The organism is Bacillus sp. N3378-2at, from assembly GCF_033412715.1.
GTDB lineage: Bacteria > Bacillota > Bacilli > Bacillales > Bacillaceae > Bacillus > Bacillus subtilis.
In genome coordinates this window covers 1,702,605-1,721,754 of sequence record NZ_CP117986.1, presented here as the reverse complement: position 1 = coordinate 1,721,754, position 19,150 = coordinate 1,702,605, and the positions used below count along the sequence as shown (strand labels likewise).

Genomic DNA, 19,150 nt, shown 5'->3' with positions numbered 1-19,150 from the left:
AAAAGAGCCCGCTTTTTACAGCGGGGCTCTTTTTATTTTTTAACAAATCCAATCAAAATGGAGATCATTGGCGATATATAGAGGAAGAACGTAAACGGGATGTAGTCTATGACTGGAACACCAAGTGCGCTCGCCATAAATGCGCCGCTGACGCCCCAAGGAATCAATGGGTTAATTAATGTTCCGCCGTCCTCTAATGATCTTGTCAGAAATTTTCGCTGGATGTTTCGTTTGTCATATAAAGATTTAAATGATTGTCCCGGTATTAATATCGATAAATACTGTTCGCCCGTTGCCAAGTTGACGCCGATGCTTGAGCAGACAGTTGCTGCAACAAGACGGCCTTTTGAGCGGATGCCTTTCATGACGCCTTCCAATAGTGCAGAAATCAATCCGATTTTCTCCATCAATCCGCCGAGTGCAAAAGCAATCATAATGAGAGAGACAGAGCCCATCATGGATTGCAGTCCGCCTCTGTTAATAATTTTAGCGGCTGCCTCATTGTCAGTTTCGAAAGTTGTGCCATTTTGTAAAGCTGTCATAAACGCCTGCAGGCTGCTGTCGGGTACAAAAATAGCAGTCAAAATTCCCGAGGAAATAATTCCGGCAGTCAGAACGGGGATTACTGATACCCGTTTTATTGCCAGCAAAACGACTAAGAGCGGAGAAAGAAGGGCCCACGGTGTCACGTTTGCGGCATCTTTTATTCCGGTTATGACCTGCTGAATATTCTCGGTTGAAGCAGCGTCCGCTGACACTGATGAACCGAGAAAGTAAAACAGAACGACAGTGATGAGCAAAGCTGGAATGGTTGTGCCCATCATATGGCGAATGTGTTCAAAGATCGGTATTTCGCCTATTCCGGCTGCAAAGTTGGTTGTGTCCGACATCGGCGACATTTTATCCCCAAAACAAGCGCCGCATATGACTGCGCCTGCTGTCCATTCAAGCGGAACGCTAGCCGCGCTCGATACGCCGATCAGCGCTACCCCGATTGTGCTTACAGTTGTCAGGCTTGAGCCAACAAGTGTGCTGATGATCATACATGAAAACAAAGCAGTCAACAGAAGGTGGCTTGGTTCAATAAAGGATAGGGCATAAACTGTCACAGTCGGTATTGCGCCGCTGTACATCCAGGCGCCGATTAAGATGCCGATCAGCGCTAGAACAATAATTGGCTGTACGCCGTTTTTGATCCCGTCTACAATCCCTTTTTCAATACTCTTCCAGGAAAATCCAAACCATAAAGCTGCTGCTGAAAGCATGACAACACTTAAAAACAGCGGGATATGAGGTTCTACATGAAGCAAGAATAAGCAAGAAATAATAATGCATAACATCAATATAAATAAACCGACGGCTAACGGAAACGTCAGCTTTTTTTGAGAATCCAAAATAACACCCCATATTTATCTTTAATGCTTTTGTGCTTTTGGGCACGAAAGCATTATAACAGAAAAAAACGAAAATCTATGTTTTTTCACAATTATGAATATAAAAGAAGTGAGCACAGGGCGTGCTCACTTTACAATCAGGACGGGTATATCCGATTTCGCTGAAAGCTTTTCACTTACACTTCCGAATATTAGCTTTTTCAGCCTGTTTTGGTCTCTGCTTCCGGTTACGATCATATCGGCAGAAATGCGGTTTGCATGCTCGATAATTGATTCAGCCGGATCGCCTTCTAATATATCGATATCTCCATCTGCCTGCTGTTCATTCAGCATCATTCTTGCTTCGGCGATGACTTCTTCCGTACGGTCTTCATAGATCATTGGCTCAGGTGATGTTACATCCGATATCAGCGGATCAGGAACACTTGTCATGCCTCCGCTGATATAGCTTGCCTCAGCTGCGGGTCTGGGCGGGTCGATGACGGTCTGATTGTCTTTCATATCATGTGAATGGGCGACGGTAATAGCGGCATTTACGGTTTTAGCAAGATCAATGGCTGTCTGAAGCGCTTTCTTACTATTTTCACTTCCGTCAAACGCAACAATGATACGGTCAGCATGGAACATCCTTCTCACCCTTTCAAAGCGTCTTACAACACTACTACCCGAATTTGAGCACCATTAACCTTTTCCTATTCAAGTAATGATTGACAATAAAAGGTTTTGTTTATATGATGATAAAAAGATGAAATCAGAATGGAAGGAGGGTTTGCTATGCCAAGGAATTTGCGTGTTTATCAAACAGTTTCATATTGGCGCGGCAAACCTTTTGTTCTGTTTTCGTGAACGGTTTTTTAGGTCGGACCGCGCGCTGAAAAGCGCTGTGCGTAACATATCGGTTAAAAAAGGCATGGAGCTGACGCTTCATGCCTTTTTTATATACAAAATCTAAGGAAAGACAGGTGTATGGGATGTGAAGACCAATACAGAGGCGAGGGCTGTTCGTGCCAAATTGGATGAAAAAAGCTGCAAGGAAAAAATAGAAGGCGGCTGATGAGGAGATGGGGATAGATGTTTTCAGTTTTGAAAAAGCTTGGCTGGTTTTTTAAGGCGTACTGGCTGCGCTATACGATTGCGATTGTCCTTTTATTAGCAGTCAATGTCATTGAAATGTTTCCGCCTAAGCTCTTGGGGAACGCCATAGATGATATGAAAGCAGGGGCATTTACTGCGGAAGGGCTGCTGTTTTATATCGGTATCTTTTTTGTGCTGACGGCGGCCGTGTATATCATGTCTTATTTTTGGATGCATCAGCTGTTTGGCGGAGCGAATCTGATGGAGAAAATTCTTCGTACGAAGCTGATGGGGCATTTGCTGACTATGTCGCCGCCGTTTTATGAAAAAAACCGAACAGGCGATTTAATGGCACGAGGGACAAATGATCTTCAGGCCGTCAGTTTAACCACAGGGTTTGGCATCTTGACGTTAGTTGATTCTACGATGTTTATGATGACGATCTTTTTGACAATGGGGTTTTTGATCAGCTGGAAGCTGACCTTTGCCGCCATTATCCCGCTTCCAGTCATGGCGATTGCAATCAGTCTATATGGAAGTAAAATTCATGAGCGGTTTACTGAGGCCCAAAACGCGTTCGGGGCGCTGAATGACAGAGTGCTGGAATCTGTTTCAGGCGTGCGGGTGATTCGCGCGTATGTTCAGGAAACAAACGATGTTCGCCGGTTTAATGAAATGACCGCTGATGTTTATCAGAAAAATATGAAAGTGGCTTTTATTGATTCACTGTTTGAGCCGACGGTGAAACTGCTTGTCGGCGCAAGCTATCTGATTGGGCTCGGCTACGGAGCGTTTCTTGTATTCCGGAACGAGCTGACGCTTGGAGAGTTAGTGTCCTTTAACGTTTATCTCGGCATGATGATTTGGCCGATGTTTGCAATCGGTGAACTCATTAACGTGATGCAGCGCGGCAATGCGTCATTAGACCGGGTAAATGAAACTCTTTCTTATGAAACGGATGTGACAGATCCAAAACAGCCCGCTGATCTTAAAGAGCCTGGAGATATCGTTTTCAGTCATGTCAGCTTTACATATCCAAGCTCAACAAGTGACAATCTTCAGGATATTTCATTTACGGTGCGAAAAGGGCAGACTGTCGGGATTGCAGGTAAAACCGGGAGCGGAAAAACGACAATTATTAAGCAGCTTTTGCGCCAGTATCCTCTAGGTGAAGGGAGCATTACATTTTCAGGTGTACCGATTCAGCAAATCCCTCTTGACCGTCTCCGCGGATGGATCGGATATGTGCCTCAGGATCATTTACTGTTTTCACGGACTGTAAAAGAAAATATTTTATACGGAAAACAGGATGCAACTGATAAAGAGGTTCAGCAAGCCATTGCCGAAGCACATTTTGAAAAAGATTTGCACATGCTTCCGTCCGGTCTGGAGACAATGGTCGGTGAAAAAGGCGTGGCACTGTCAGGCGGACAGAAACAAAGAATTTCGATTGCGAGAGCACTCATGGCGAATCCGGAAATCTTGATTCTGGATGATTCACTTTCCGCTGTAGATGCCAAAACAGAGGCTGCAATTATCAAGAACATCAGAGAAAACCGCAAAGGAAAAACGACATTTATTTTGACGCACCGATTATCCGCGGTTGAGCACGCTGACCTGATCCTTGTGATGGACGGCGGCGTCATTGTTGAGAGAGGCACGCATCAAGAACTGCTGGCCAATAATGGGTGGTACCGGGAACAATATGAAAGACAGCAGCTGTTCACTGCGGAAGAAGGGGGAGCAGGGGCATGAAAATAGGAAAAACGTTATGGAGATACGCACTTCTTTATCGAAAATTGCTGATCACAGCCGTCCTTTTGCTAACTGTTGCCGTCGGTGCAGAACTGACTGGGCCCTTTATTGGCAAAAAAATGATAGACGACCATATCCTCGGCATTGAGAAAACATGGTATGAAGCTGCGGAAAAAGATAAAAATGCCGTTCAGTTTCACGGCGTCTCATATGTCAGAGAGGACCGATTGCAGGAGCCTGTTTCAAAAGCAAAAGAAGCGCATATTTATCAAGTGGGAATGGCGTTCTATTTTGTTGATCAGGCTGTCAGCTTCGACGGGAATAGAACGGTTTCTGACGGGAAGCTGACGATCACAAAAGGAGACAAGAGCCGGGCATATGCTGCCGAAAAGCTGACTAAGCAGGAACTTTTCCAGTTCTATCAGCCGGAAATAAAGGGAATGGTGTTACTGATCTGCCTGTATGGGGGCTTGCTTGTGTTTTCGGTATTCTTTCAATACGGACAGCATTATCTGCTGCAGATGAGCGCCAATCGGATTATTCAAAAGATGAGGCAGGACGTGTTTTCGCACATACAGAGTATGCCGATTCGCTATTTTGACAACCTTCCGGCCGGAAAAGTCGTTGCGCGGATTACCAATGATACGGAGGCTATCAGGGATTTATATGTCACAGTGCTTTCAACATTTGTGACAAGCGGAATCTATATGTTCGGGATATTCACGGCTTTGTTTCTGCTTGATGTGAAGCTTGCGTTTGTATGTCTGGCAATTGTGCCGATTATCTGGCTGTGGTCTGTCATATACCGGAGATATGCGTCATATTACAACCAAAAAATCCGCTCGATCAACAGTGACATTAACGCAAAAATGAATGAGTCAATTCAAGGCATGACCATTATTCAGGCTTTCCGCCATCAAAAGGAAACAATGAGAGAATTTGAGGAATTAAATGAATCACATTTTTATTTCCAAAACAGGATGCTGAATTTAAACTCCTTAATGTCCCATAATTTGGTCAATGTCATCCGCAATCTTGCGTTCGTCTGTCTGATCTGGCATTTTGGCGGTGCGAGCCTGAATGCGGCCGGGATTGTTTCTATCGGTGTGCTGTACGCGTTTGTCGATTATTTGAACCGGTTATTTCAGCCGATCACAGGCATCGTCAATCAGTTTTCAAAGCTGGAGCTTGCAAGGGTCTCCGCCGGGCGTGTTTTTGAACTGCTTGAAGAAAAGAATACGGAAGAACCGGGTGAACCGGCGAAGGAGCGCGCGCTGGGGCGGGTTGAATTTCGTGATGTGTCATTTGCGTATCAAGAAGGTGAAGAGGTATTAAAGCGTATTTCCTTTACTGCGCAAAAAGGCGAAACCGTAGCGCTCGTCGGCCATACCGGATCAGGAAAAAGCTCGATTTTGAATCTGCTGTTTCGTTTTTATGATGCGCAAAAAGGTGATGTCTTAATTGATGGAAAAAGCATTTACAACATGTCAAGACAGGAACTCAGATCCCATATGGGCATTGTGCTTCAGGACCCGTACTTATTCTCGGGTACAATCGGATCTAACGTAAGTCTGGATGACGAAAGAATGACTGAAGAAGAAATAAAAAATGCACTGCGGCAAGTCGGTGCTGAGCCTCTTCTTAAGAAGCTTCCGAAGGGCATTAATGAGCCCGTGATTGAAAAAGGCAGCACGCTATCCTCTGGAGAGCGGCAGTTAATTTCTTTCGCTAGAGCTTTGGCGTTTGATCCCGCGATCTTGATTTTAGATGAGGCAACGGCGCATATTGATACAGAGACAGAGGCCGTGATCCAGAAGGCGCTTGATGTCGTCAAACAAGGACGCACCACCTTCGTCATCGCTCACCGGCTTTCAACAATCAGAAATGCTGATCAGATTTTGGTTCTTGATAAAGGAGAAATTGTTGAGAGAGGGAACCACGAGGAATTGATGGCATTAGAAGGCCGATATTATCAAATGTATGAACTGCAAAAGGGACAGAAACATTCCATTGCATAACGCTCAAAAAACCCAAAACAATCGGGTTTTGGGTTTTTGGTTTATGTAGTCAATAAGCCAGTCCGACACGGTATCCGACATACTCACCTGTAACGAGCTCACGATATAAAAAGTCCGCAGTATCGCCGACCGAAATGCTTGTGCCGCCCTCAGGCAAAACGTTACGCTCCGTACGATAAACGCCGGTTGCTGTTCCGTCCGGGAGGTAAGTGGGGCAGATGATTGTCCAGTCTAATGATGATTCTTTAAGCATTTCGTATACTTTTGCATGCTCCTTGGCTGCGCGGGTCTGCTTTCGTTTCGATTCATTTGTTTCAAACCGGTATTTCCCCGGTTCATATCGGGAATCTAGGATCCCTGCGGTGCCGATCGTAATAAGCCGTTTGATATGCTGTTCCTCCATAGCGGAGAGAATGTGTGCCATAGCAGTTGACAAGGTATCATCACCATCTGTGCCTAGACAGCTGATCACGATTTCAGCATTCTCCATTATTTTTTTCACATCTTCTAAGCGGCGGGCGTTCCCCATGATGGTTCTGTCTTTTGAAAGGGGAAAATCAGCATGTTGAGATCTGATCAGAGCGAAAATATCAAATCTTTCATCTGCTGCAGCTTGTGTTAAAAAGGCTTGTCCGACGCGGCCGCTGGCTCCTAATAAAGCGATTTTCATCAAAAAACCTCCTCGCCTTTCATTATAAAAGGATGTTCTCAGTTTGAACAGCGCGGGAAAGAATACCTGTACAAATAAACAGAACGATGGGAAACATATTCATGAATCATGGATACACTTACGAACTGAACCAGCTCCCAATTCACAATGGTGATGAATGACACCCCGATTCCCTCCCTTTTTTTCTAGGATATGTGGAGTAGGAAAAAAGGGTGACAAAATAAAGAGAGCGCGGAAACCGCGCCCTCTATAGCCATATATTGAATTGTTATTGAACTCTGCCGCCCATTTGCTGCTGAGCGAAAGATACTAAACGTTTTGTGATTTCTCCTCCGACAGAACCGTTAGCGCGAGAAGTTGTGTCCGCTCCAAGGTTAACGCCGAATTCAGAAGCGATTTCAAGTTTCATTTGATCGATAGCCTGAGCTGCGCCAGGAACTAGCAAGTCATTTGAAGAGTTTTGGTTAGCCATGTGTAAAATCTCCTTTTTATTTAGTATGGTTGGGTTAACTGGAGTTGCACCAATCTGTGAACCCTTCTCGGGTGTCACTGCCGCCTCGGCGTAACCCAATGCTTTGCCGGCTTGTTACTACGTATTATGTTAAAATGGCCGGAAACTCATGCGGAGAATTGTGTGGTAAATCTTGAGAAAGCAAAAAAAGCTTAGCCGTTTAGGCTAAGCTCAGGCTGTCGAGAAAATCTCGACAGCCTTTATTTTTCTTTAAAATATCCATTCTTCTGTAATAAAATAAAAGAAAGACTTAAAAGGACGGTGTCTTTCTCATGTTCCACACAAGAAACTCTTCTCAAAACACAGCCGAATTTGTTCTGCTTGACCAACTCGTTGAAGAGGATCACCTGCTTCGGAAAATTGATAAACACATAGACTTCTCTTTCATCATTGAAAAGGTGAAACCTTACTACAGTGAAAACAAAGGCCGCCCCTCACTTGATCCGCTTATTTTATTTAAAATGATGTTTATCGGATACCTCTATGGTATCCGTTCAGAAAGACAGCTTGAAAAAGAAATTTACTACAATATGGCGTACAGATGGTTTCTCGGATTGAACATAAACGACCCGGTTCCACACCACTCCACCATCAGCTGGAACAGACGCACACGCTTTAAAGATACAACCATCTTCCAAGACATTTTTGATGAGATCGTTCTTCAGGCCATCAATCATGACATGGTGGGCGGACGAGTCCTATTCACCGACTCCACACACCTTAAAGCCAATGCCAACAAGCATAAATACACAAGAAAAACAATTGCGCAGGATACCCAAAACTATATCAAGGATTTAAATGAAGCCATTCAAGAGGATCGGGAGGAACACGGAAAAAAACCATTAACAGCCAAAGAGGAGGTGAAAGCTGAAAAAGAGATCCGCCACAGTACAACCGATCCGGAAAGTGGCTATCTGTATCGTGAAAACAAACCAGAAGGTTTTTTCTATTTAGATCACCGCACAACAGATATGAAATACAACATTATCACCGATGCCTACGTCACACCTGGAAATGTCCATGATTCTGTGCCTTATCTTGACCGATTAGACCACCAAATCGCACGATTTGGTTTTCAAGTAGAAGCCGTCGCCCTTGATTCCGGATATTTAACGACTCCGATCTGTAAAGGATTATCTGACCGCCAAATCTTTGGTGTCATCGCACATAGACGTTATCACCCTATCCGAGGCTTGTTTCCAAAATGGAAATTTCATTATGACAGTGAACAAGACAGATACATTTGTCCAAATCACCAAACACTTACATACTCAACAACTGACCGAAAAGGCTACCGGTCATATAAATCAAATCCTGAAATATGTTCCTCATGCCCACTGCTTGAAAACTGTACAAAATCAAAGAATCGGCAGAAAGTGATTACTCGACATGTATGGGAAGATCATAAAGAAAAGGTCAGACAAAATCGCTTGTCTGTTTCAGGAAAAAACCTCTACAAAAAAAGAAAAGAAAAAATAGAGCGAAGCTTTGCAGATTCAAAACAGCTGCATGGGCTTCGCTATTGCAGGTTGAGGGGAAAACGAAATGTGAGTGAACAAGTTCTCCTCACAGCCGCATGCCAGAACATGAAGAAGATTGCCACATACCTAGCCAAGCAGGGCTAGGCATGTGGGAGCGCTTTTTCTGCATCTGAAACCTGATGAATATCTAAAGAAACTGTATAAAACAAAAAAGCTTGTAGAAAAAACGTCGTTTTCTCTACAAGCTGAGCTTAGCCGTTTAGGCTAAGCTAGTCATAAATATGAAAAAGCATCAGTTCATGTATCTCGTTTGTAAGAGCAGGCTCGTCAGCGCGGGCGGGAAACAAGTCTCCCCATTCAATCTCACCGCTCTTATGATAGATGCCTTCATAATGGGTCCCTTTATAATAAAATGAAATTTTCCATCCGGGCAGCTTTTCTTTTGGGAACAAAGGTTTCCAGCTGAAATGAGAAATCATTACGGCCACGCTCCTTACATTTGGTATCAATTGACCTGAATATAAACGGCTTATGTTCATTGTATCATTGTTCCAGAACATCATTGAAGAGGCCTTAATATGCAGTTTGTCCCAGCCTTGGATAAAGATAAGCCCGCTTTATTAAAAAAGCGGACAGGTTACGAAGGCCACAATGCTTCAGGAGATATGATTGCCTTCTCAGATAAATATGACGCGTATTCAAAGCTTCTTCGTTTTGTAAGAGAATCAACATGATGCAAATTTGGATGAGAAAAAATGCTTCGGCCCGGGCGCGAATTCGCTTCAAACATCCATACTTTACCGTTCTGATCAATGCCAAAATCGAAACCGATCTCCCCGATAAACCCCTCGATATGATCATGAAGGACATGGCTTGCCGTCAGTGCCGCTGCAGAAAGCTTTTTAATGACCTCAACTCTTTCAGCGGGATCATCGTACACTTCCGCAAGTGTCTTTACAGTGCCGCCGTTAGAAAGATGTGTTGTAATGCTGTTCTTTCCGGAAATTTTTACGGCGATTGCTGTCACTGTCCATTTTCCTTTTCTGTTTTTATTGGTATGGACACGGAAATCCGCTGGTTTGCCTTGAAATTCGATGAGATCAACACCTTGCTGAATGAGAAAGTCGGACGGGTTCTGCTGTTTTTGAAATTCTGCAAGGAATGAGGCGGCATCGGAATAATCAATCGAAGTAAATGTTTTGGCGTCATTCGTATGCTTTACCGTCAGGCCGCCATCTGTTCTTTTCAGCTGATAAATGCCGGTGCCGAGTGCTCCATTAGCCGGTTTGATATAGACTTTTTTGTATGCGCCACAGAGCTCATCAATCAGCTCCACAGACGGTGTCAGCTCGGATCTAGGCAAAAAGGGTGCCGTTCTCGGATCTTTTTCGAGCAATTGATGAACGTTCCATTTATTGAAAAACGTTTTATTAAACCATGGGATCTGATATTCATCGATCAGCCTCTTTTTTGTATGTTGCAAGAGAAGTGAATCTTCAATTTTTCGGTTCGGCAAACGGTCATAAACGACGTTCGGCAATGGAACGATTTTTTTCTCCCAGCCGTTTTCCCTGTAAAGGAGGCCTTCAATCGTGCCTTCCTCCCAATTGATTTGGTGCGCGCCAAAAACGAAGCAGTAGCCTCCGGCTTGCTCGTGTAACGTGACAAGTTTAGAAAAAAAGAGGGAACGATCCTTAAATGGACGTTCAAGAGATACAGTAAACCCTGCCGTAAAGATGCCGACTAACGGCCCGATATGCACTGTATGATCATGAATCAGTATATCAGCCCTGCTTCGGTGGGGGAGCAAAAGCTCATGAAACAGATTTTCAGAGAGTAGCACGGTTTGTTCCAGATGCCGTCTGTAAGCAACGTGGCATCTGACAACCTTCGTTCCGAATGCGGCATGCAAAAGTCCGTCTCGCTTCAGCGAAGAGGGCAGAAACAGGGTGTTTTCACTGGTTTTGTCTATGCCGATCAAAAACCGTTTAGGATTCACGCGGAAGAACTCCTTTCTGGCTTTGCTCAGAAAACAGATATTGGCAGCGCTTTAGGGGACAAGTGTACAGCTGTTCTTTTTGCTCGGGAGAGACACGCAGGATTGACTTCCTGCCCGGTTTTGAATTGATATCTAAAATCCAAATTCTCCCGTCCTTAGCAAGACATATATCAAGACCGAGTTCAAACAACGGTCCATAGCGCTCGTCAAGATAATACGGAACCGATTGGGTAATCGAAAACACATCATCTAGTAAAACCACTTGCTGTTTTTTCGGTATATCTTCAAACCAGGAGTCAAATGTCAGCGCATCAGATCCGCCTGACAAATTGGCCAGCAGCCCGTGTTTGTATCCGCGTCTTACTGCCTTTCCGACTGTATTCCATTCACCTGCTTCGTTTTTTTCCATAAACAGACGAATATCACAAGGGTATTGTTCCTTATCTTGAATGTTTAAGTAAGGCTGAAGCAAATATTGATGCTGAAGCACTTTTTTGCACCATGTTTTAAAAGAAGTCTGGTTGGAAAACGTTTTTGTCTGCTTATCCTTTCCGATGTGATAAGTAGCTGTGATGTTTTTCTTGCCCAGCTTCAATAGAATCACGCCTCTGCCTCCCGCGCCGAATGCCGGTTTAAGGATGCAGGCTTTTTCTTTGGATAAAAAGGAGTGAATTTGTTCGTAGCGGCTCACCTTTATCGTTTCCGGAATATAGGGATTGATTACAGAGTGCTGCTGCAAATCGTGAAGGACGGTCCACTTATCGGGAAGACCCCGCCCGATAAATTCCGTTTTCGGATATTTTTTGAGCCACTCAACGATTGGTTTTGCTTTTTGGGAATGTGAATCCTTGCCGTAAAAACAGCGATCATAAATATAATCTGGAATCGCCATTTCAGTTTCGTTCCATGTGCTGCTGGCCGAATGATAGACCGATGCTTTGACACGCAAAGTGTCAGGTAAAATATCAAATGGTGTAAACCGGATGAAACGTATGCCGAATTCGGGTGCTCTTTTGGCCAGTTCTGCGGAATAATCCGCTTCATGCTGGCGGGATAAGGACATAAAACCGAGTGTTATCATGGTGAGACTCCCCCTTTTATTCAAAAGCTGCCGGCGGGTGTCCGCAGCTTTACGCTAAATACATGTAAGACGAACGCAGCTGACGGTATTCTACTTTACAGAATACGATTCTCCACCTTGCCCTATTCCAAAAGAACAAGCTGATTTTCTAAGAACAGGAATTTGTCTCCTCGTTTGCTAAGTGATTGCATGAGCCTCTATAATACGTATAGGTACATAATCTATATGAAAAAAGCTGAAGCACAGATGGAGGAAGATGAATAGGAATGGGTATTGCAGGAACCTTTATTTTTATGATCGTGATCGGCGCTGCCATTGGAGCGGTGACCAATCATTTAGCAATTCAAATGCTGTTTAGGCCGTATAAAGCGTACTATTTGTTTGGGAAGCGAGTTCCTTTTACGCCCGGGCTGATTCCAAGACGGCGAGATGAACTTGCAAAACAAATGGGACTGATGGTAGTCAATCATCTCTTAACCCCTGAAGGCATTAAAAAGCGGCTCGTCTCTGATGCAGCCAAAACGCAGGCTCTTCGAGTGGGGGAACAGCTGATTCAAAAGCTGTCACTTTCTGAAGTGACAGTAAAAGAAGCGCTTGAAAAAGCCGGGATGAAGCGCCCCGAAAAAGCTGCTGATGCATGGATCAGCAGCTGGACCGATGATAAGCTGAATGAGCTTTTCCGCCAATACGGGCACCAATCGTTAAAAGAGCTGGTGCCTATAGAGGTGCAGGAAAAGCTTGAAGAAAAGATTCCGATGATTTCAGGATATATATTGTCACGGAGTGTCCGTTATTTTGAAAGTGATGAAGGAAAAATCCGTCTTGGCAATATGATTGATGACTTTTTAAAAGAGCGCGGCATGCTTGGAAGCATGGTGCAAATGTTTCTTGGCAATTCAAGCCTTGCGGATCGCGTGCTGCCGGAGCTGCTGAAATTCTTGCGCAATGAGGAAACAAATAAATTGCTTTCTGATCTCTTAAAAAACGAATGGGGCAAGCTGAGGGAGTATACGTTTAATGAAGCAGATGAAAAATGGAATGCAAAGGCGCTCATTTTCAGTTTGAAACGAAGAGTGCTGCAAGCATTTTCGACTGCCCCTTTCTTCGACAATACGATTGGCACGCTTACCGTCCGCTATGAATCTGAGCTGACCCAGCAAATGCTGCCGGCACTGTTAGACAAATTGCTTGAAGGGATTTCGTCCAACCTTGAAAGTGTCTTAAAACGGTTGCGTCTTGAGGAAATCGTCAAGGAGCAGGTGGATCAGTTCCCGGTGGAGCGTCTTGAAGAAATGGTGCTGTCCATTTCAAAAAAAGAATTTAAAATGATTACCTATTTGGGGGGCCTTCTCGGCGGAATTATAGGCGCGATTCAAGCATTGTTTGTCATCCTTTTTTAAGAAGAAATGGGTTTTGATTAATGAAAGGAGCTCCATAGTCTGTTATAGTGGAGTGGTATGTCAAACGGCAATGATGAAAGGAGCTATTTACAATGGCTGTTAATTTTTATGATGTAGCGTATGATCTGGAAAATGCATTACGTGGGAGCGAAGAGTTCACCCGTTTAAAAAACCTTTACGACGAAGTTAACGCAGATGAATCAGCGAAGCGCATGTTCGAAAACTTCCGTGATGTACAGCTTAGACTCCAGCAAAAACAAATGGCAGGAGAAGAGATTACACAAGAAGAAGTGACGCAGGCTCAAAAAACAGTTGCGCTTGTACAGCAGCACGAAAAAATTTCTCAGCTGATGGAAGCGGAGCAGCGCATGAGCATGCTGATTGGTGAATTGAACAAAATCATTATGAAGCCTTTAGAAGAGCTTTACGGCAGTGTTGAAGGCTAATCAGCAAAATCCCTTCTTGGATAAGAAGGGATTTTTTATTCATTCAGCAAACTTGGAAATCCAATGAATCTTTTACCTCTCCATTGATGATCACTGATAATGTATGAATTCCTTTGTAATGCTTTCTGGTGGTTAAATCCTTAAAGGATTGGATTCTTGTGTGTGATTTCGTTTCGTTTTTTCGCATAGTTGTTTCTGTTATTTTAAATACTTTCTGATGACGCTGGCCTCTTGCTTTTACAAAATCAATTGCGTACTCAATTCTTACTTTTTGATCCCTATCTGAATGAATAGAGAAAGAAAATTCAAGGCTTTCGCCAATAACTATACGTTTGGGCTGGCATGTTAAATCATGTAGTTGTATCGAATCAGCATTTTCATAACCAAAAAGCGCTAAGGCCTGTTTATCCCCCTTTTTTAATAAGGTCCGATAGGCGTGTTTGATAATCCAGTCTGTATGGGGATGTGTTCCGTACCATTGATCTGCGACTTTTCTCAGTAAATGAGGATGCGTTTTTGATATATCATTAAGGTTGTTGGCCACGCTTTTTCTTACATATAAGGACTCGTCCTGCATCAGCTTCTCAAGGATCGGCAATACGGGGGAAGGGTCCGATTTCAAAGCCGGTATCGATTTTCCCCATGGCAGGCGGGCCTGCTGCCTTCGCTCGCAAGCCTTCTCACGTGTTCATTTTTATGCTCAGACCATGCAAGCAATTGTGCAATCATCTTTTCTTGATCTAACAGCAAAAAAGGCCTTACAGCAAATTCTGAGGTCGAATATTGCGTAAAGTATTCCAATGCCTTTATTGATTCTTCCCAATGCGCTAACCCGTACTGTTCCACATAATCTGGAAATAAAATTCCGCTGAGTCCTTTAAAATGAGGGGCTGTATCCCGTAAAATTGTGAGCGCTTCAACGTATTGTTTTGGCAAAGTTTCGTATAAAGAAACTGTCACGCGGCGCATCCGCTCTTTTAAAGTGAGTTCAGGCCAGTCCTCCAGCCGTAATGTATCCTCGAATCTGTTTTTGTTAAAATCAGGATAGGATGACCTTACATGATGGATCAACTGAGATATCAGTTCTTCATTATATATTTATTTTTAATCAGCCATATAAACACCGCTTTTTCGTTTATTATTTATATTGTATGGGAATGTACGTTCTGGATCAAGTGTATAGTCCTAAAAATTAACAACTGATCCTACCACGGATATACAAAAGTTGGTTACTTTTTTTAGTTAAAAAAACCCTTGTCATCGGAAAAGAAAACTGAGATAATAACATTGAAAGCGCCTACACTTACCTATTTCAAATGGATACGGTCGCATATCATGCCGTTATATAGAGGGGATAAGCAACAGAGAGTAAGTGTTCGGAGCGCATCATTGGTCAAACAAGGGGTTCCTGATACATGATTTTTCGTAAATCGAAATAACGATATTAGGGAGAATGGCTGCTTCGATCGTATCCTATCAACAAGCCATTATAAAGTCTGCTGAGCCAGGCTTTTTTTGCTTTAAGAAAAGGTTGTTCTAAACACAGAGACAGGGTCATATCCTATACACAAGTACAGTCATCAAGGAGGGGGACATCTCTGTGTCAAAACAATTGCTTGCCTTAAATATAGATGGAGCGCTGCTTCGGTCGAACGGGAAGATTCATCAGGCAACGAAAGACGCGATTGAATATGTAAAGAAAAAAGGGATTTACGTCACACTTGTGACCAACCGTCATTTTCGCTCAGCACAGAAAATAGCGAAATCGCTAAAGCTTGATGCCAAGCTGATCACCCATAGCGGGGCATATATCGCTGAGAAAATTGACGCCCCGTTTTTTGAAAAAAGAATTTCTGATGATCATACCTTTAACATTGTTCAAGTGCTGGAGAGCTATCAATGTAATATTCGGCTTCTTCACGAAAAGTATTCCATCGGAAACAAGAAAAAGGTGAATTCGAATTTATTGGGGAAAGCACTCATTCATCCGTCTGACCCGATCTTCTATCCAGTCCAGTTCGTTGAATCATTAAGCGATCTCCTCATGGATGAGCCGGTGAGTGCACCCGTCATCGAGGTGTACACGGAGCACGACATTCAGCATGACATTACAGAAACGATTACAAAAGCCTTCCCTGCAGTGGATGTGATTCGCGTAAACGATGAGAAGCTGAATATCGTCCCGAAAGGTGTCTCGAAGGAAGCGGGTTTGGCCCTCGTCGCTTCAGAGCTGGGCCTGAGTATGGATGATGTCGTGGCCATTGGGCATCAGTATGACGATCTGCCGATGATCGAACTTGCCGGTCTTGGGGTAGCGATGGGGAATGCCGTTCCGGAAATTAAGAGAAAGGCAGATTGGGTTACAAGGTCCAATGACGAGCAAGGTGTCGCTTATATGATGAAGGAATATTTCCGAATGCAGCAGCGAAAAGGATTTCTTGATAAGTTCCACATGAAACGTGTGTAAAAAAGCCGCTCGCACCCTGACAGGTGCGGCGGCTTTTTTGCCGGATTGATTTTAGCAGTTTATTTCTGTACACTAAAGAAAGTTTTGAATCTGATAAATTAGGTGATGAAGTTGCAAATTAAAATAGAAGGCATACATGATGACCGCCTGCATCGGCCTCTGCAAAATATTGCAAATTTGTTTTATGAAGAGTGCGAGCTTGCGTATGGCGGAGAGGAGCCCGCAGATTTTGTCATTTCTTTAGCGTTGTCACAAACGGATGAGCATGTGACGGTTTCGGGAGAAGTGAAGGGAACTGGCATAAAGGAACAGCATACAAAATTCTTTTCTCCCGGCATGAATGAAAAAGAAGCTTTTAAGCAAGTGAAAAACACAATTTCTTATGTGTATCTCAATCTTCTTCAGGCGCATACGGGCATTACGCAGAAGTGGGGAATCCTCACAGGAATCCGGCCCACAAAGCTGCTTCATAAAAAACTGCAAAGCGGAATGTCCAAGGAGCAAGCGCATGCTGAGTTGAAAAAAGACTATTTAATTCATGATGAAAAAATCATGCTAATGCAGGAAATTGTTGACCGTCAGCTGGCGGCAGTTCCGGATTTGTACCGAGTAAAGGATGAAGTCAGCATTTATATCGGCATTCCGTTCTGCCCGACAAAATGCGCGTATTGCACATTCCCTGCGTACGCTATCCAAGGACAGGCGGGCAGAGTCGGCTCATTCCTATGGGGACTGCATTACGAAATGCAGAAGATTGGTGAATGGCTGAAGGAGCATGATGTTAAGGTTACAACCATTTACTTTGGCGGCGGGACGCCGACAAGCATTACAGCGGAGGAGATGGATCTGCTGTATGAAGAAATGGTCCGCTCCTTCCCGGATGTGAAAAACATTCGTGAGATTACGGTGGAGGCCGGTCGTCCTGACACGATTACAGAAGAAAAACTCGCCGTTTTAAACAAATATGACATTGATCGGATCAGCATCAATCCGCAATCCTACGAAAACGAAACGCTAAAGGCGATCGGGCGGCACCATACGGTTGAAGAGACCATTGAGAAATATCATCTGTCACGCCAGCACGGCATGAATAATATTAACATGGACTTGATTATTGGTTTGCCTGGGGAAGGTGTGAAGGAGTTTAGGCACAGTCTTTCAGAAACAGAAAAACTGATGCCGGAATCCCTTACCGTTCATACTCTTTCATTTAAACGGGCGTCAGAAATGACGAGAAACAAGCATAAGTACAAAGTTGCCGGCAGGGAAGAGGTTTCTCAAATGATGGAAGACGCGGTAGCCTGGACGAAAGAGCATGGGTACGTGCCTTATTATTTATACCGCCAGAAAAACATTCTTGGAAACCTTGAAAACGTCGGATACTCTTTGCCGGGACAAGAAAGCATCTACAACATTATGATTATGGAAGAGGTGCAGACGATTATTGGCATCGGCTGCGGCGCTGCTAGTAAATTTATTGATCGGGATACAGGGAAAATCACGCATTTTGCGAATCCGAAAGATCCGAAATCGTACAATGAGCGCTTCGAGCACTACACGGACGAAAAAATCAAATATTTAGAGCAGATTTTTGAGAAGACGACAAAGCAGCACTGATCACAGTGCTGCTTTTTTTATCCCTGTTTTTTTGCGGGCTGAACATCAGGCTTCCATTTAAATACCTTGTTCAGCAAGCGGTAAATTCGTTTTGATTCCTTTGTGACAAGCGGTCCCAAAATCGCCAGAATGAGGACATATAATGCGGCAAACGGCTTTAATGTGGCTGACAGTCCGCCGGCTATTCCGAGATTCGCAACGATAATCGAAAATTCTCCCCGCGATACGATCGTCAGCCCGATATTCGATGAAGCCTTATGAGAAAGCCCTGCGCGTCGTCCTGCCACCATTCCGGCGATAAAATTTCCCAGAATGGTCAAAATCACTGCACCCAACGCAAGCCAAACCGCTTCACCAAGCGAAAACGGATCGATACTGAGGCCGAAGCTGAAAAAGAACATCGAACCGAAGAAGTCGCGAAACGGAACAACGAGGTGTTCAATCCTATCGGAATGCTCTGTTTCTGAAAAGACCAAACCGAGCAGCAGCGCGCCGATTGCTTCTGCTACATGAATCGTCTCTGAAAACCCGGCGATAAAAAAGAGTGCTGCGAAAATGACGATAATAAACACTTCGTTTGAGCGAATGTCCAACAGTTTGTTCAACAGCGGCGGGAGTTTTCTTGCTGCGATAAAAAACAGCAGCATATAACCGAAGGCGATCAAAATGGACAAGAGTGCACTCCCTACGGATGTCGCATCACCTAGCACAAGCCCGGAAACAACGGACAGATATACGGCAAGGAAAATATCTTCAAACATGATGATGCCGAGAATCAATTCGGTTTCCGGATTGGCGGTTCTTTTTAAATCAACGAGCACTTTTGCGACAATCGCACTTGACGAGATTGTGATGACGCCTGCGAGGATGAGGACTTCCAGAAAGGAAAATCCGGTGATAAACCCGTAAAGCAGTCCGAGGCTGAAGTTAATCAAAATATAAATCGTCCCGCCGACCGCGATTGATTTTCCTGATTTGATTAACTTCCCGACAGAGAATTCGAGTCCGAGATAGAAGAGGAGGAACAGTACGCCCATTCGCCCGAAAAACTCGATGATTTCACTGCTTTGAATAAATGTTAGATCAATAATCCCCATTTTAGGCGCGTGCGGTCCAACAAGCATTCCCAGCACAATCAGAAACGGAATAATCGAAAATTTAATTTTATTGGCGATCACACTGGCGATTGCCACAAGGACAAGTGCAGTTCCGACTTCAAATACAAGATGGTCCATCG

At 44.0% G+C, this 19,150-nt stretch carries 17 protein-coding genes and 1 pseudogene; 8 read left to right on the top strand and 10 right to left on the bottom strand.

What is annotated here, in order from left to right:
• Positions 1-32 precede the first annotated feature (32 nt).
• Together nhaC and PUN35_RS09440 are read right to left on the bottom strand one after the other, a co-directional pair.
• Complete coding sequence (nhaC, locus tag PUN35_RS09445; protein ID WP_014479315.1) at positions 33-1,394, bottom strand: Na+/H+ antiporter NhaC; 1,362 nt, start codon at positions 1,392-1,394, stop codon at positions 33-35.
• A gap of 126 nt (positions 1,395-1,520) precedes the next feature.
• Positions 1,521-2,021 carry a universal stress protein gene (locus tag PUN35_RS09440; protein WP_015252456.1) on the bottom strand — a complete coding sequence of 167 codons (501 nt, stop codon included), beginning with the start codon at positions 2,019-2,021 and terminating at the stop codon, positions 1,521-1,523.
• Between the two features lie 163 nt (positions 2,022-2,184).
• Here PUN35_RS09440 and PUN35_RS09435 point away from each other — a divergent pair, with 163 nt between their 5' ends.
• From PUN35_RS09435 to bmrD, 3 genes are all read left to right on the top strand, one after another.
• Positions 2,185-2,346 carry a hypothetical protein gene (locus PUN35_RS09435; RefSeq protein WP_010886461.1) on the top strand — a complete coding sequence of 54 codons (162 nt, stop codon included), beginning with the start codon at positions 2,185-2,187 and terminating at the stop codon, positions 2,344-2,346.
• Between the two features lie 119 nt (positions 2,347-2,465).
• Entirely contained in the window at positions 2,466-4,223 is a 1,758-nt protein-coding gene (gene bmrC, locus PUN35_RS09430; protein WP_014479317.1) for a multidrug ABC transporter ATP-binding protein BmrC, read from the top strand.
• Entirely contained in the window at positions 4,220-6,241 is a 2,022-nt protein-coding gene (gene bmrD, locus PUN35_RS09425) for a multidrug resistance ABC transporter ATP-binding protein/permease BmrD (RefSeq protein WP_014479318.1), read from the top strand. The genes bmrC and bmrD overlap by 4 nt, the downstream gene beginning before the upstream one ends.
• A 49-nt stretch (positions 6,242-6,290) precedes the next feature.
• On the opposite strand, the gene PUN35_RS09420 is transcribed toward bmrD, so the two are convergent.
• From PUN35_RS09420 to sspB, 3 genes are all read right to left on the bottom strand, one after another.
• On the bottom strand, positions 6,291-6,911 hold the full coding sequence (locus tag PUN35_RS09420; protein ID WP_014479319.1) for an SDR family oxidoreductase: 621 nt from the start codon (positions 6,909-6,911) through the stop codon (positions 6,291-6,293).
• Positions 6,912-6,949: 38 nt separating this feature from the next.
• Positions 6,950-7,075: a hypothetical protein gene (locus PUN35_RS09415; protein ID WP_003245136.1), complete on the bottom strand. Its 126-nt coding sequence runs from the start codon at positions 7,073-7,075 to the stop codon at positions 6,950-6,952.
• 104 nt (positions 7,076-7,179) lie between these two features.
• Positions 7,180-7,383 carry a beta type acid-soluble spore protein SspB gene (sspB, locus tag PUN35_RS09410; protein ID WP_003233287.1) on the bottom strand — a complete coding sequence of 68 codons (204 nt, stop codon included), beginning with the start codon at positions 7,381-7,383 and terminating at the stop codon, positions 7,180-7,182.
• A 311-nt stretch (positions 7,384-7,694) separates the two neighbouring features.
• On the opposite strand from sspB, the gene PUN35_RS09405 reads away from it, so the two are divergent.
• Positions 7,695-9,047: an IS1182 family transposase gene (locus PUN35_RS09405; RefSeq protein ID WP_014478984.1), complete on the top strand. Its 1,353-nt coding sequence runs from the start codon at positions 7,695-7,697 to the stop codon at positions 9,045-9,047.
• 125 nt (positions 9,048-9,172) lie between these two features.
• Here PUN35_RS09405 and PUN35_RS09400 read toward each other — a convergent pair whose 3' ends face one another.
• From PUN35_RS09400 to spaC, 3 genes are all read right to left on the bottom strand, one after another.
• On the bottom strand, positions 9,173-9,391 hold the full coding sequence (locus tag PUN35_RS09400; protein ID WP_010886462.1) for a YheE family protein: 219 nt from the start codon (positions 9,389-9,391) through the stop codon (positions 9,173-9,175).
• 149 nt (positions 9,392-9,540) lie between these two features.
• Entirely contained in the window at positions 9,541-10,902 is a 1,362-nt protein-coding gene (gene yheD / locus PUN35_RS09395) for a spore coat associated protein YheD (protein ID WP_014479321.1), read from the bottom strand.
• Positions 10,892-11,983 (bottom strand): spore coat associated protein SpaC, encoded by a 1,092-nt coding sequence (spaC, locus tag PUN35_RS09390; RefSeq protein ID WP_014479322.1) that lies wholly within the window; start codon positions 11,981-11,983, stop codon positions 10,892-10,894. The genes yheD and spaC overlap by 11 nt, the downstream gene beginning before the upstream one ends.
• A 266-nt stretch (positions 11,984-12,249) precedes the next feature.
• Between spaC and PUN35_RS09385 the strand changes: the two genes are divergently transcribed.
• A complete protein-coding gene (locus PUN35_RS09385; protein WP_014479323.1) occupies positions 12,250-13,383 on the top strand; it encodes a DUF445 domain-containing protein in 1,134 nt (377 codons plus the stop codon).
• 92 nt (positions 13,384-13,475) lie between these two features.
• On the top strand, positions 13,476-13,829 hold the full coding sequence (locus PUN35_RS09380; RefSeq protein ID WP_003224239.1) for a YlbF/YmcA family competence regulator: 354 nt from the start codon (positions 13,476-13,478) through the stop codon (positions 13,827-13,829).
• Positions 13,830-13,872: 43 nt separating this feature from the next.
• Here PUN35_RS09380 and PUN35_RS09375 read toward each other — a convergent pair.
• Positions 13,873-14,927, bottom strand: a pseudogene (locus PUN35_RS09375) (DNA alkylation repair protein).
• A gap of 502 nt (positions 14,928-15,429) precedes the next feature.
• Between PUN35_RS09375 and PUN35_RS09370 the strand changes: the two are divergent.
• Together PUN35_RS09370 and PUN35_RS09365 are read left to right on the top strand one after the other, a co-directional pair.
• Positions 15,430-16,296, top strand: a complete 867-nt coding sequence (locus tag PUN35_RS09370; protein ID WP_003233277.1) for a Cof-type HAD-IIB family hydrolase — start codon at positions 15,430-15,432, stop codon at positions 16,294-16,296.
• Positions 16,297-16,407: 111 nt separating this feature from the next.
• Complete coding sequence (locus PUN35_RS09365; protein WP_014479327.1) at positions 16,408-17,913, top strand: coproporphyrinogen III oxidase; 1,506 nt, start codon at positions 16,408-16,410, stop codon at positions 17,911-17,913.
• Between the two features lie 17 nt (positions 17,914-17,930).
• Here PUN35_RS09365 and khtU read toward each other — a convergent pair whose 3' ends face one another.
• Positions 17,931-19,148: a K(+)/H(+) antiporter subunit KhtU gene (gene khtU, locus PUN35_RS09360; RefSeq protein ID WP_014479328.1), complete on the bottom strand. Its 1,218-nt coding sequence runs from the start codon at positions 19,146-19,148 to the stop codon at positions 17,931-17,933.
• Positions 19,149-19,150 lie beyond the last annotated feature (2 nt).